Source organism: Achromobacter sp. 77 (assembly GCF_020541125.1).
In the GTDB taxonomy this organism is placed as follows: domain Bacteria; phylum Pseudomonadota; class Gammaproteobacteria; order Burkholderiales; family Burkholderiaceae_B; genus Achromobacter; species Achromobacter mucicolens.
This window is the reverse complement of the sequence record NZ_CP059848.1, coordinates 2,977,353-2,990,940: the sequence shown is the minus strand read 5'-3', so window position 1 is coordinate 2,990,940 and position 13,588 is coordinate 2,977,353. Positions and strand designations below refer to the sequence as shown.

Sequence of the window (13,588 nt, the reverse complement as noted above, 5' to 3'; positions counted from 1 at the left end):
TAAAATACTGCCTCGCGGCTTTTTGGCCAGCCTTTCCGGTATTCCCCTACCTGCGCCTGGCGCACCCCACAACGATGAAAAAACTGACTGCTGTACTTCTTGTGTCCGCAACCTCGCTGCTCACGGCCTGCGGTCCTGGCGACAACGCGCCCGCCGCGAGCGCCCAGGCGCCGGCCACGCCCAAGAAGGTTGTCGTGGGTCTGGACGACAATTTCCCGCCCATGGGATTTCGCGACGCCAGCAACCAGATCGTCGGTTTTGACATCGACATGGCCAAGGAAGCCAGCAAGCGCCTGGGCATCGAAGTGGAGTTCAAGCCCATCGACTGGAGCGCCAAGGAAGCCGAGCTGAACGGCAAGCGCGTCGACGTGCTGTGGAACGGCCTGACCATCACGGAAGAGCGCAAGAAGAACATCAGCTTCACCGCGCCCTACATGGCCAACCACCAGATCATCATCGTGGGCAACACCTCGCCCGTGAAGGTCAAGAATGACCTGGCCGGCAAGGTCGTCGGCGCGCAGGACGGCAGCAGCGCCACCGACGCCATTGCCAAGGATCCGGTTGCCGCCCAGATCAAGGAAGTGAAGAAGTTCGGCGACAACGTCACCGCGCTGATGGACCTGGCCGCGGGCCGTTTGGACGCCATCGTCGTCGACGAAGTCGTGGGCCGCTACCTCATCAGCAAGCGCGCGGGCGAATACCGCGTGCTGGAAGAGAACTTCGGCACGGAAGACTACGGCGTCGGCGTGCGCAAGGATGACACCGAACTCCTGGCCAAGCTGGACAAGACGCTGGACTCGATGAAGCAGGACGGCACCGCCGGCCGCATCGCCACGCAGTGGTTCGGCGCCAACATCATCAAGTAAACGAGAAAAGCGCCCGCGGCCCAACCGGCCGGAGCGCCTTTGCCGTTGCAGTTCGCAGCCCGCCGCAGCGCCGCAAGGCCAGGCGGGCTCGCCCATGATTCTCTCTTGCCCGCGCGGCGCGAACCCACTGCATGGACTACGTACTTTCCCTTCTGGGGCCCATGGCGCAAGGCGCGAAAGTGACCTTGACGCTGTTTTTCATCACGCTGGCGCTCGCCGTGCCGCTGGGCCTGGTGCTGGCCTTGGCGCGCATCTCGAAGTGGCCGCTGCTGAGCCGCGCCGTCAATGGCTATATCTGGCTGATGCGCGGCACGCCGCTGATGCTCCAGATGCTGTTCATCTATTTCGCGCTGCCGTTCGTGCCGGTGATCGGCATCCGGCTGCCCGACTTTCCGGCGGCCGTCGTGGCGTTTGCCCTGAACTACGCCGCATATTTCGCCGAAATCTTCCGCGCCGGCATCCAGTCGGTGGACCGTGGCCAATACGAAGGCAGCAAGGTGCTGGGCATGACCTACCTGCAGACGCTGCGCCGCATCGTCCTGCCGCAGATGGTGCAGCGCGTGTTGCCCCCCATGAGCAACGAGACCATCACGCTGGTCAAGGACACATCGCTCATCTACGTGCTGGCCCTCAATGACATCCTGCGCACCGCACGCGGGATCGTGCAGCGCGACTTCACGACCACGCCGTTCCTGGTCGCCGCGGCTTTCTACCTGTTGATGACGCTGCTCCTGACGTGGTTCTTCCAGCACATGGAAAAGCGCTATGCCAAATATGACCAGTAATTCCCCGGCCGGGCTGATCACGCGCCCGGTCATGATCGAAGCCCGCCACATCGTCAAATCCTTCGGCGCGAACCGGGTGCTGGACGACGTTTCGTTGACCCTGGAGCAGGGCGAGGTGGTCGCGGTGATCGGCCCGTCGGGCTCGGGCAAGAGCACGTTCCTGCGCTGCCTGAATCACCTTGAGACCATCGACGAAGGCAGCATCGTGGTGGAAGGCGAAACCATGGCGGCCGCCGTCACCGGCGCGCGCAGCCAATACGCCAGCGACGCCGACGTGCGCCGCATCTGCCGGAAGATGGGCATGGTGTTCCAGTCGTTCAACCTGTTTCCGCACATGACGGTGCTGCAGAACATCATCGAGGCGCCCATCACCGTAAAAGGTATGACCCGCGCCCAGATCGTGCCCAAGGCCGAAGAACTGCTGCGCAAGGTCGGCCTTCTGAACAAGCGCGACAACTATCCCACGCGCCTGTCCGGCGGCCAGAAGCAGCGCGTCGCCATTGCCCGCGCGCTGGCCATGGAGCCCGACATCATGCTGTTCGACGAGCCCACCTCGGCGCTGGACCCGGAACTGACCGGCGAAGTGCTGCGCACCATGAAGCAATTGGCCGACGAACGCATGACCATGCTGGTCGTGACCCACGAAATGGGCTTCGCGCGCGAAGTGGCGCATCGCGTCATCTTCATGGACGACGGCCGCATCGTCGAGGAAGCGCCTTCCGCCGCGTTCTTTGCCGCGCCCCGGCATGCGCGCAGCCGGGAGTTTCTGGCGCATATGCTCTGAGTAAGCGGCCTGGGTGGGGCGTTGCGCCAGAGAACCCGAGCGTATCCTCCGTGTGCCATGCACAAGGTTGGGACGACGGGCATATTTAAGAAGCTTTTGATGTACACGGTTCAGATGCGCGAGCACGATCACGGCGATCGTCCTCGGGTGCATCAGGTGGGAAGCTAGGGCGCTTCCGGTCAGGGTACGCGGCGGACGCCCACCCCATAGCGGCCGCCTCAGCAATAACGTCTTTCGAGCCGGGCCGCAGCCACCGGAGCGCCGCGTGCCCGCCCAATCTCGTCCGATTTTTCTGTTTATCGTTGGCGCCAATGATGGGGAAGCCAGCGCACTTCAGCACGACATTTCACCATCACGGCGTTCTGGACCGCGGTCATGAACCAGGTGTCATTGGAAGCGCTGCTATCGCAGGCAGTCGACGTCGCGCGCAGTACTCGACGGGACGAAGCGCCCAGCCCGTGCGTCGACTGCAAGTCCGAAGTTGCCATTCTTCCGCTGCGCTATGCCGTGGTGACCAGCGAAGATCCGGAAGCGCTTGCCGCGCTGGCGCCGGATCTGCCTCGCAATCTCGGCCTGGGGTTGCCCGCGTTGCAAGCCAAAGGCGTCCGCTACGCCGTGCGCGCCATGCGCCAGGGTTACCTGTACGCGTTCATCAAGCGCTTCGGAAAATGGAATTGCGAAAGCGCGTGGCGAGCGACAGGGACAGGGGTGTTCTCTCCATTCTGGCCTTACTCGCCAGATTTGCAGTACGCGCCCGAACCGCGCCGCCTGCTCGGATATGGCGGCTGGACCATCCTGTTCAAGGCCCCGGAAGACATCCAGGAAGCGCGCCTGCTGTTCACTCCGGACGTGCTTACCGAGCGCATGCTCGACAAGTTGCGCGATACCGATTCGTTGCGCAACAAGCTGCAAGCATTCGACATCAAGGAAATCGCCAGCAGCTGCTCGTTTGCTCCCGACGTGCTCGACATGTCTTCCACGAACGATGGCATTGCCGAGAGCATCGCCGCGGCCCATACCCGCCTGGCGCCCACACTTGCCGATCAGCTCTATTCCGACCCGGATTATCACCACGCCCCGCAATTGGTCGCGTCGGATTTGAGGCCAACGGTCACCCGAGCCCGCGGCGCGGCTATCGTGCTGCGCGACCCCATCGGCATTACTCAGCAACTCAACGCCTGGCGAAACGAGGCCGTCGAGACGCTGAAGGACTACTTGAACAGGGGTGGGGCCAATAATGGCATCAGCAACGAACGCAAGATTCTGGTGGCGCAGGCGTTCGGCGATGTGCGAAATCAGTTTGAAGAAAGGTCCGCTGCCTTGGAGGCGCAGCATTACATCGAGATCGAACGGGACAAGGTGTTCAATCCCGAGATGGCGCGGGGGCGGAACTGGATCCTCGACGAGGCGCAGCAGAAACGCTGGGAAGCGGCAGCCCAGGAGCACGTGCGCAACTATGAAGCCACGATAAGGGCGCGGGTGCAAGCCAAACTGGACAGCGGCGAATACCGCGCCCGCTTCGAAAGCAAGTACGTCACTCCGCCGGACCCGAAAGCGGCGTTGCAAATCTACGCCATGAAACAGGCGCTCGCGGGTTTCGAGACCCAGTGTCGAATTGCGGAACAGGAAGCGGCGCGTCGGGCACTGCCATACGAAGCCTGGTTGCAGAGCGAGCAATTACTGGATGGGTTGGAAGTCTATGACGATGCCGACCTTGCCAGCGGCTGGCGGTTTGCGGGTCAGACAGGACTGTGCGTCTTCGGTGCGGAAGGATGCGAAAGCAGTGCCAACGTCATCCAAGAGTGGTGGCAGGGTGGGGTGCAAGACCGCAAGAACCTCGCGCTGCGAAGCTTTGGACTGAATCAGGATGCCATCCTGGCGGAAATGGATCGCATCCGCGAATCCGCAAAATCCGAGCCGGCGCTCGCTGCCGGCGACACCATTTACCAGTACACGCGGACGGGCCTCGAAATGGCAAAGACGCTAGCGCAGCTCTTTGACAAGGCCAATAGCGTGTACGAAGCGCTGGACAAATCGAACAAGGCGGGACTGTCAGGTGGAGTCCTGGCCTGGTACGCCAGCCTGGGCCGTCAGACCTTGCGCCACGCCTCGCAAGGCAACGAATGGTTCGTCCACAGGGCCACCCGCAGCTGGCTCGCCGCCAGCATCGGCGAGCGCGCCGTCAACCTCAGGCTAGAGGACCTGCAGGCCATCGGTCACAGCGCGGACCGGACGGTCATGCGAGGCCAGATCAAGCAGAACGTCCAATTCGCCTTCGCGACGGAACTGGTGGATGCACGCTCCAGCGAGTTCTACAAGGTAAGGGCCAGCGGGTGGCTGCTCTTGCTTGAGGCCGGACTGCTCGGATTAAGAATGCACAGCCTGCCTCAGGACGACAGGCAGAGAGCCGAGCTGGCGGCCGCCGTGCTGACCGCCGGCGCGGCGGGGATCGAAATGCTGGCCTGCGGGACGGAGCTGGTGTTGAGGCACTTTAACGCCGGAAGCACGACCGGGGTCGGGGCCACGGTGTTCTTGGGGAGGTTGCGGCTGTGGGGTGGGGCGTTGGCGATCATGGGAGGTGCGATCGCCGCGACGTATGATCTGATTGATATGCAGAACGCGGCGAAGGAGAAAAAAACATCGCTATCCCGAGCATTTCGGGTCCGGTTTGTCACTACTCTCTTGATGGCGACAGGGCAAGCAAGCTTAACCTTGGGAGCGGCTGCACCGATGCTACGCATTGTTGCAGAGCGGGCTGTGCTCTCACGCTGGAGCGTCTCGTTAGGCATGTTGGCAGACATTTCAGCCTTCTTTGCCAAGGAGGCAGTGGCGCTATTTTTGCGCCGCCTGCTACTCCGTGGAACGGGAATTTTGGTCGTAGCCAGTGTGGCAATTGCAATTTTCGATGATGACGCTCTGCAAAGATGGTGCAAACGTACTTCGTATCGCGGACCAAAGTTTCAGAACGAGAAGCCGTTTGAAGACGCAGCGCAAGAATTGGCGAGCGTCTATGGCGCCCTGAATGAGGTGGCTTGATGTACGCGACCGAGTGGATGATGTGGTGGGGCTGCTTGAAATCGGATGAGGAATTAGGGCGCCATTCCGGAGGCGCACGGCCCTCGCGACGAGCTGTGTCTTACGTAGAAGATGTTGCGCAAGAGCGAGCGGCCCAACAGGCAAAACGTTGCGATCGCGCTGTCAGTCGCGGCCCAGTGTACGCCGCTAACGATATATATGTGGAGATGCGTTGCGGGGGAATGGAAGACAAGCGGGGGCTTATCACGCTCGCCACTGCAATTTTTGTAGGCATGATTTTATATGCGTGGGCCGTTAGTTCGGGACCAATTCTCTTTGCAGTGCTGCTCGGCGCGATGAAGTGGTATGACAGTTCAATCGGGTGGCAGCAGTACTTTGATTTGGCGTTCGACGTCGTTATTTTTGGCCTGCCGCTTTGGCTCTACTCCAGGCACGCATTCCGCTTCAGTCGTCTAGAGGTGTTGACGTCCCGTCACTTGCTGGTTCGGTTTAATCGGATTACTCGTCAAGTCTATCTTCATCGACCTTCGCATTGTGGCGGTGTCCTTGTCTTGCCCTGGAACGGCACAACCTCGATGGAGATGGCGGGTCAACGCCTTATGCTCGGATGGTTTCCAGACGATACGCCGTTGCCGTTTCCGAACTTTGCGTTGGTGGGAAAGCCAAGCAGTCGTCTGTACGACCTGCAAGCTGAGTGGGAATTCATCCGCCGGTACATGGACGAGGGCGGTCTGCAAGCGGTCGAGAGACCGCGCATCAGCTCGCAGCTGCCTTTGCCCTGGCCAGCCTTCACAGCGCAGTTCGAGGCGCTAGGTCCGTTTCTGCGCAAAAGCGGCCCGTTGACGTGGCTGGGTTGCGTGCTGATCTCGCCTGCATTCGTTATCGTCGGGCTCTCGCATTGGGCTTCGTTATTGCTGTGCTGGCGGCCACGTTGGCCGCGCGCCATTCGTGAGGCAGGCCAGCCGGGAAAGCCGGCGCCCGCTTTCACTACCGTCGCTGACTACCCGCCGGACGTTCAGTCACAGTTGCTGGCCAATGCGCACCGCTGGAAATTGCGGCCGGGGCGGGCCCCTGCGAATGCGTCACGCGAGGGAAAACATCGTGGGTGAGGAGGAAGAGCGGCTCCCACCCTCCGCCCACAGAAAGTTTTTCTCAAACACTATCAACACCCGAACTGAGGCGGATAGCGTGTACTAAGAGACGGACGAATCGAGCAATGCGGGACTGTCAGGTGGAGTCCTGGCCTGGTACGCCAGCCTGGGCCGCCAGGCCTTGCGCCACGCGTCACAAGGCGATGAAGGCCTCGTCCACAGGGCTAACGCAGATGGCTAGCGGTCTGCGGAGTTGGCCGCTGTCGTGATAGTCAGCCAAGCAGGTCTGGCGGTTGCGGCGGCGCGCCCAATGATCAAGATGCTGGCCGAGCGCGCGATAACGACGAAATACGCTGCCTGGTGGAATTTGTTTTCTCGCGTCTCCGCAGTTTTGGCTCGACAAGCGGTCATCCTTTTCTTGCGGCGCGTGTTGCTTCGTGGGACCTTAATTACAGTCGCCTTTACGGTGGTCATTACGATATTTGATGACGATGCCCTCGAAAAGTGGTGCAAGCGTTCCCTCTACCGTGGTCCGAAGTTCAAGTATGAGAAGACTTACAAGGATGCCGAAGAAGAGTTGGCCGCCTTGTATAGCGCGCTTTTGGAAATCATCTGATGTACATCGCTGAGTGGATCTCTTGGTTCGTATGTCTGAAACCGGACGCGTGGTTAAGGAAAAATCTCGAGGAATACCAGAATCAGGCGATCCCAATCATTCAGCCGGCATATGAAGATTGCCTTGTGGAGGACCGCGCGCGCCAATCTGCGAAGCGGTTCGGCCAGGCTAGAACGAAGGGGCCGGTCTATGCATGCACCGACGCATTCCTTGAAATGCGCTGCGGTGGTTTAGAAGACAAGAGAGGATTCATCTCTCTGCTCACGATCGTCTTCATGTACTTCATGGTGGGTTCATGGATAGACATAGACGGAAGATTGCTTTGGGCAGTCCTATCCGGCTCTGGAGTCGCCTTTGGCCGAGACCTATATATCGGTGATCTATTCACTTTTCTTTTGGGGACCACGGTGACGGCTGGAGCGCTCTGGCTGTATTTCAAGTATGCATTTCGCTTCACTCGCCTTGAAATGCTCACATCACGCCACCTCCTGATTCGCTTCAACCGTATCACTCGTCAAGTCTATCTTCATCGGCCGGCGAGCTGCGGGGGGATTCTGGTTCTACCTTGGGAGGGTGTGCATACCGAGGAAATTCCCGGATTGAGGTTGGTGATGGGCTGGTACCCCGGTGACAACACGGACCTGCCCTTTCCGACCGCTGTGTTTATTGGAAGGCAAAGCAGCCGTCTCTCCGACCTGCAGTCCGAATGGGAATTCATCCGCCGGTACATGGACGAGGGCGGTCTGCAAGCGGTCGAGAGACCGCGCATCAGCTCGCAGCTGCCTTTGCCCTGGCCAGCCTTCACAGCGCAGTTCGAGGCGCTAGGTCCGTTTCTGCGCAAAAGCGGCCCGTTGACGTGGCTGGGTTGCGTGCTGATCTCGCCTGCATTCGTTATCGTCGGACTCTCGCATTGGGCTTCGTTGTTGCTGTGCTGGCGGCCACGTTGGCCGCGCGCCATTCGTGAGGCAGGCCAGCCGGGAAAGCCGGCGCCCGCTTTCACTACCGTCGCTGACTACCCGCCGGACGTTCAGTCACAGTTGCTGGCCAATGCGCACCGCTGGAAATTGCGGCCGGGGCGGGCCCCCGAGAGTTCGTCGCGCGTGGGTAAGAAGCGTGAACGGAACTGATGATACCTGCACGTTGAGATGATCAGTCGACTTGCGTATGCCGGTATAGGGCTTGGACGTTCGAGGATCGCCGACTATTCGATATGATGCATACCCATGCCCCCCATGCCGGTTTCCACGCACTCCGATTCTGACGCTCCGCCGCTGCTCAGACTGCGCGGCCTGTACAGCGAGCGCCTGGCGCCCGTGAGCCTGGATCTGGCCGCGGGTGAGTGCGCGGCCGTGGTCGGCGCGTCGGGGTCGGGCAAGTCGCTACTGCTGCGCCAGATTGCCGACCTGGATCCCGGCCACGGCGAGGCCGAGCTGGATGGCCGCCGCCGGTCGGCCATGCGCGGTTTCGAATGGCGGCGCCAAGTGGTGTATTGCCAGGCCGAGGCCGGCTGGTGGGATGACCATGTGTCCGCGCATTACGCGGACCGCGCGGAGGCGGTCGGCGTCATGAGCCGGCTGGGGCTGGCCGAGGACAAGTTCGATGCGCTGGTCCACGAACTGTCCACGGGCGAGCGCCAACGCATGGGGCTCGCGCGCGCGCTGCTGCAAAAGCCGCGCGTGCTGCTGCTGGACGAGCCGACCGCGGCATTGGACGAGGTCGCGACGGCGCTGGTCGAGGCTGAACTGGCGCGGTTTCTGACTCGCGGTGGCGGCATCCTGATCGTCACGCACAGCGCCGAGCAGGCCGGCCGTCTGGCGCGCCGCAGCTGGCGGATGACGCAGGGCCGCATGGAGCCCCTATGGACGTGATCCAACTGCAGGCGCTGGATCTGGTGATCGCGTCGCTGCTGGTGCTGCTAAGCGCCGGCATTTCCTTTGCGCTGCGCCTGAACCTGCAAAGGCAGGTGCTGTGGGCGGCGGTGCGCACGGTGGTGCAACTGCTCCTGGTCGGCCAGATCCTTCGCATCGTGTTCGCCCACGCCGCGCCATGGCTGACGGCGCTGGTGGTGGCCGTGATGATGGCGCTGGCCGCGCGCGAGGTGGCCGCCCGGCCCAAGGCGCGCCTGACCGGACGCGGCAACGGCTGGGTCGGCACGCTGGCGGTGGCCAGCACCACGCTCATTACAGCGTTGTTCATCCTGAGCACCGCGTTGCGCCCAGAACCCTGGTACGACCCGCGCTACACCATTGCGCTGGTGGGCATCGTGTTGGGTAGCGTGCTCAATGCCGCGAGTCTGGCGCTGGACGGCATGCTGTCAGGCGTGCGCCGCGAACGGCTGGGCATCGAGGCGCGCCTGGCGCTGGGCGCCACGGTCCACCAGGCGTTCGCATCGCTGCTGCGAGAATCCGTGCGGCGCGGCATCGTGCCGAGCATCAACCAGATGTCGGCCGCGGGCATCATCACCTTGCCCGGCATCATGACCGGCCAGATCATCGCGGGCATGGACCCGGTGGACGCGGCCAAATACCAGATCCTGCTGATGTTCCTGCTGTGCGGCGCAAGCGGCATGGCAGCGATGGGCGCAGCCTATGGCGCCATGCGCCGGTTGACCGATGAGCGCGGAAGGCTGCGGCTGGACAGGCTGATGCCGGGGCGGGCGTGATGCAGTGGCGGCCGTCAAAGGATGGCGTGGAGCCCTTTGTCAGCCAGGAGATTGAGCAGCTTCAATGCAGGGCCGGTAGGGCGCGTGTCGCCTTGTTCCCATTTCTTGACGGTCGAAGTGCTGGTGTGCAGGTGCAGCGCGAATACAGGTTGGCTGAATCGTAAATCTTCACGCAGCCGTTTAATATCGCCCGGACTGAAATTCCGGACGGGGGCAGGGCAGATAGCGTCAAAGTCCCGCATCGTGACTTTGTCTGTCGACCCCGCATGGTAGAGCGCGGCGAGATCTTCGCGCAGAGATTCAATGAGTTTGCTCACAATTCACCTCGATTAACACGCCGGCCTGCACGGCACTTAACAGGGCGCTTTCTTTCAGGTCAAGAAAGACCTTGCCTGTAAATTGCAGGGCTTTCTTTTCTGCATCAGTGATATTCGCCTTGTCGCTTTTCGGATATCCGTGCAAGAACACATATCGGCTTCCAATGCGTGCCGATAGCAGCGTCCGGTAGCCGTCACGTTTACCGCCTCCGGGGCGCGCAACTCGAAGCTTGTACAGATGGCCGCCCAGATCGGCGACAACAAGGCCGCTTCCATTTCGCGGACCGCGCCACACAGCACGGCGTCAGACAACCGTTCGGCGGCCTGCCACCGGGTAAAAGATTTGCGCTTTAGCACCACCATTCCCGAACACTCCAAAGTGTACCCTTAATGGGTATAGTTAGGCGCCACACATTTCTGCGGGGCCGCGAGAAATGAACTTACTCGCGCATCCGCAGTAGGAGGTCGGGGCAGCCCCCGTAAGTCAGTCGGATTTTGGATACCGGCAACAATGGCGCTGCAAGGTGTCAGGCACCCCTCCGAGGTCGCCCACGAATGCAGCCATCCGGCGCGCCCAAAGAAAAACCGGCAGCCCCAACGGGACTGCCGGTTTCTTGTCTGTCAGCCAGCTTGCGCCAGCTGGCAAAGCAGGGGACGCTTAGCCGATGGAGGCCAGCACCTTGTTCAGCGTGGCGCTGGGGCGCATGGCCTGGCTGGCCTTGGCTTCGTTCGGCTGGTAGTAGCCGCCGATGTCCACTGGCTTGCCTTGGGCTGCCTTGAGCTCGTCCAGGATCTTGTTCTCGCCTTCCGAGAACGCGGTCGCGGCGGGCGCGAACTGGGCGGCCAGGGCGCGGTCCTCGGTCTGGGCGGCCAGGGCCTGGGCCCAGTACATCGCCAGGTAGAAGTGGCTGCCGCGGTTGTCCAGGCCGCCGACCTTGCGCTCGGGCGACTTGTTTTCGTCCAGGAACTTGGCCGTGGCCTGATCCAGCGTCTTGGCCAGGATCTGGGCGGTCGGGTTCTTGTACGTGCGGCCCAGGTGGTCCAGCGACTCGGCCAGCGCCATGAATTCGCCCAGCGAATCCCAGCGCAGGAAGCCTTCTTCCAGGAACTGCTGCACGTGCTTGGGCGCCGAACCGCCCGCGCCGGTTTCAAACAGGCCGCCGCCGGCGACCAGCGGCACGATCGACAGCATCTTGGCGCTGGTGCCCAGTTCCATGATGGGGAACAGGTCGGTCAGGTAGTCGCGCAGCACGTTGCCGGTGACCGAGATGGTGTCCAGGCCTTCGCGGATGCGCTTGACCGAGAACTTGGTGGCCTCGACGGGGTCGAGGATGCGCAGGTCCAGGCCGCTGGTGTCGTGGTCCTTCAGGTACTGCTTGACCTTGGCGATGACCTGGGCGTCGTGGGCGCGCTTTTCATCCAGCCAGAAGACGGCGGGCGTCTTGGTGGCGCGGGCGCGCGTGACGGCCAGCTTGACCCAGTCCTGGATCGCGGCGTCCTTGGTCTGGCACATGCGCCAGAGGTCGCCGGCCTCGACGGCCTGCTCCAGCAGCACGGCGCCGGAGGCGTCGGTGACGCGCACGGTGCCGGCGGCCGGGATGACGAAGGTCTTGTTGTGCGAACCGTATTCTTCGGCAGCCTGGGCCATCAGGCCGACGTTGGGCACGCTGCCCATCGTGACCGGATTGAACGCGCCATTGCGCTTGCAGTCGTCGATGACGGCCTGGTAGACGCCGGCGTAGCTGCGGTCGGGGATGACGGCCTTGGTGTCCTGCAGCTTGCCTTCGGCGTTCCACATCTTGCCCGAGTCGCGGATCATGGCGGGCATGGACGCGTCGACGATGACGTCGCTGGGCACGTGCAGGTTGGTGATGCCCTTGTCGGAGTTCACCATGGCCAGCTGCGGCAGCGTCTTGTAGGCGGCGTCGATGTCGGCGGTGATGGCGGCCTGCTGGTCGGCGGGCAGCGACTGGATCTTGGCGTACAGGTCGCCAATGCCGTTGTTGGGGTCAAAGCCGGCCTGCTTTAGGACGTCGGCGTGCTTGGCCAGGACGTCCTTGTAGAACACGGAGACCACGTGGCCGAAGATGACGGGGTCCGAGACCTTCATCATGGTGGCCTTCAGGTGGACCGAGAACAGCACGCCGTTGGCGCGCGCGTCGTCGATCTGCGCCTGCAGGAAGGACTTCAGCTTGGCGGTCGACAGCACGGCGGCGTCGATGATCTCGCCGGCCTTGACCGGGGTCTTTTCCTTCAGGACGGTCTTGGTGCCGTCGGCAGCCGTCAGTTCAATCTTGACGTCGCCGGCTTCGGCGATGAGGGCCGACTTCTCGGTGCCGTAAAAGTCGCCTTCGCTCATGTGCGCGACGTGCGACTTGGAGTCGGACGACCAGGCGCCCATCTTGTGCGGGTGCTTGCGGGCGTAATTCTTGACCGACAGCGGGGCGCGGCGGTCGGAGTTGCCTTCGCGCAGGACCGGGTTGACGGCGCTGCCCTTGACCTTGTCGTAGCGCGCCTTGACGTCACGCTCGGTGTCGTTGGCGGGGGCATCCGGGTAATCCGGCAGCTTGTAGCCCTGGTCCTGCAGTTCCTTGATGGCCGCCTTCAGTTGGGGCATCGAGGCGCTGATGTTGGGCAGCTTGATGATGTTGGCTTCGGGCTTGACCGCGAGGGCGCCCAGCTCAGCCAGGGCGTCGGACAGCTTCTGGCCGTCTTCGAGGTAATCCGGGAACAGGGCGATGATGCGGCCTGCCAGCGAAATGTCGCGGGTCTCGACCGTGATGCCTGCGGGTTTGGCGAATGCCTGGACGATGGGCAGCAACGAACGGGTTGCAAGTGCCGGAGCTTCGTCGGTGAGGGTATAGATAATCTTCGGAGTAAGAGACATGATCCTTGAATCTGTTCGGCTCAGGCGATTAACGCGCAAACCCGAACATGCTATGCGGCGTACGCCGGTAGATGTTGTCGAGAGTGGGTTCGTATGGAGGGACGCGCAGGCAAGCCGTCCACCCAACATGACCGCCGCCCGTCCTATTGTTTGACTGGACCGGCCGGCCCAATTGAAAGGGCCGTATCCGGGTCCGCCTTGGAAGGTGCGACCGCCACGAACTTTCCATTGTAATACCGTGCTACGCATTGCGCCGGGAAATGGTTCCATTTCATGATGGCGACGCAATATGCATATGCCCAAGGTTTCAGGGACGGATCGCGCTAGGCGGGCCAATGTGATGCGGATCGAGCCCAACTTTCGCGTTTGACAAAGCGGCGCGATGAGAGGAAAGTAGCGCCCATGAATTTCCGCGCCGTCCGCATTTCGCTGATTATTACCATCATTCCTGGAATGGTGGGTTAGCGCGCGACCGCAACAGTCACAGCCACCCGCCCCACGAGGCGGGTTTTTTGTGGCCGCCTCTGCCGGGCAAGCCTACCCA

11 protein-coding genes and 1 pseudogene are annotated in these 13,588 nt (G+C 62.1%); 9 read left to right on the top strand and 3 right to left on the bottom strand.

Annotated features, from left to right (window positions below):
• Nucleotides 1-74: 74 nt before the first annotated feature.
• From H4P35_RS13865 to fetB, 9 genes are all read left to right on the top strand, one after another.
• Complete coding sequence (locus H4P35_RS13865) at nucleotides 75-866, top strand: amino acid ABC transporter substrate-binding protein (protein ID WP_128828326.1); 792 nt, start codon at nucleotides 75-77, stop codon at nucleotides 864-866.
• A 131-nt stretch (nucleotides 867-997) separates the two neighbouring features.
• Nucleotides 998-1,651, top strand: a complete 654-nt coding sequence (locus H4P35_RS13860; RefSeq protein ID WP_056318568.1) for an amino acid ABC transporter permease — start codon at nucleotides 998-1,000, stop codon at nucleotides 1,649-1,651.
• Between the two features lie 31 nt (nucleotides 1,652-1,682).
• On the top strand, nucleotides 1,683-2,435 hold the full coding sequence (locus H4P35_RS13855; protein WP_056318838.1) for an amino acid ABC transporter ATP-binding protein: 753 nt from the start codon (nucleotides 1,683-1,685) through the stop codon (nucleotides 2,433-2,435).
• A 375-nt stretch (nucleotides 2,436-2,810) separates the two neighbouring features.
• On the top strand, nucleotides 2,811-5,471 hold the full coding sequence (locus H4P35_RS13850; RefSeq protein WP_226845926.1) for a T6SS effector BTH_I2691 family protein: 2,661 nt from the start codon (nucleotides 2,811-2,813) through the stop codon (nucleotides 5,469-5,471).
• A 221-nt stretch (nucleotides 5,472-5,692) separates the two neighbouring features.
• On the top strand, nucleotides 5,693-6,580 hold the full coding sequence (locus tag H4P35_RS13845) for a hypothetical protein (RefSeq protein ID WP_226845925.1): 888 nt from the start codon (nucleotides 5,693-5,695) through the stop codon (nucleotides 6,578-6,580).
• Nucleotides 6,581-6,872: 292 nt separating this feature from the next.
• Nucleotides 6,873-7,178 carry a hypothetical protein gene (locus tag H4P35_RS13840; RefSeq protein ID WP_226845920.1) on the top strand — a complete coding sequence of 102 codons (306 nt, stop codon included), beginning with the start codon at nucleotides 6,873-6,875 and terminating at the stop codon, nucleotides 7,176-7,178.
• Entirely contained in the window at nucleotides 7,178-8,305 is a 1,128-nt protein-coding gene (locus H4P35_RS13835) for a hypothetical protein (RefSeq protein WP_226845918.1), read from the top strand. Before H4P35_RS13840 ends, H4P35_RS13835 begins: the two co-directional genes overlap by 1 nt.
• Before the next feature lie 96 nt (nucleotides 8,306-8,401).
• Entirely contained in the window at nucleotides 8,402-9,046 is a 645-nt protein-coding gene (locus H4P35_RS13830) for an ATP-binding cassette domain-containing protein (protein ID WP_370638922.1), read from the top strand.
• A complete protein-coding gene (fetB, locus tag H4P35_RS13825) occupies nucleotides 9,037-9,840 on the top strand; it encodes an iron export ABC transporter permease subunit FetB (protein WP_226845916.1) in 804 nt (267 codons plus the stop codon). Before H4P35_RS13830 ends, fetB begins: the two co-directional genes overlap by 10 nt.
• Nucleotides 9,841-9,854: 14 nt before the next feature.
• On the opposite strand, the gene H4P35_RS13820 is transcribed toward fetB, so the two are convergent.
• From H4P35_RS13820 to H4P35_RS13810, 3 genes and pseudogenes are all read right to left on the bottom strand, one after another.
• Entirely contained in the window at nucleotides 9,855-10,157 is a 303-nt protein-coding gene (locus tag H4P35_RS13820) for a DNA-binding transcriptional regulator (RefSeq protein ID WP_226845914.1), read from the bottom strand.
• A pseudogene (locus H4P35_RS13815) lies at nucleotides 10,141-10,520 on the bottom strand (type II toxin-antitoxin system RelE/ParE family toxin). The gene H4P35_RS13820 and the pseudogene H4P35_RS13815 overlap by 17 nt, the downstream one beginning before the upstream one ends.
• Nucleotides 10,521-10,815: 295 nt before the next feature.
• Complete coding sequence (locus H4P35_RS13810; RefSeq protein ID WP_152384518.1) at nucleotides 10,816-13,044, bottom strand: NADP-dependent isocitrate dehydrogenase; 2,229 nt, start codon at nucleotides 13,042-13,044, stop codon at nucleotides 10,816-10,818.
• Nucleotides 13,045-13,588 lie beyond the last annotated feature (544 nt).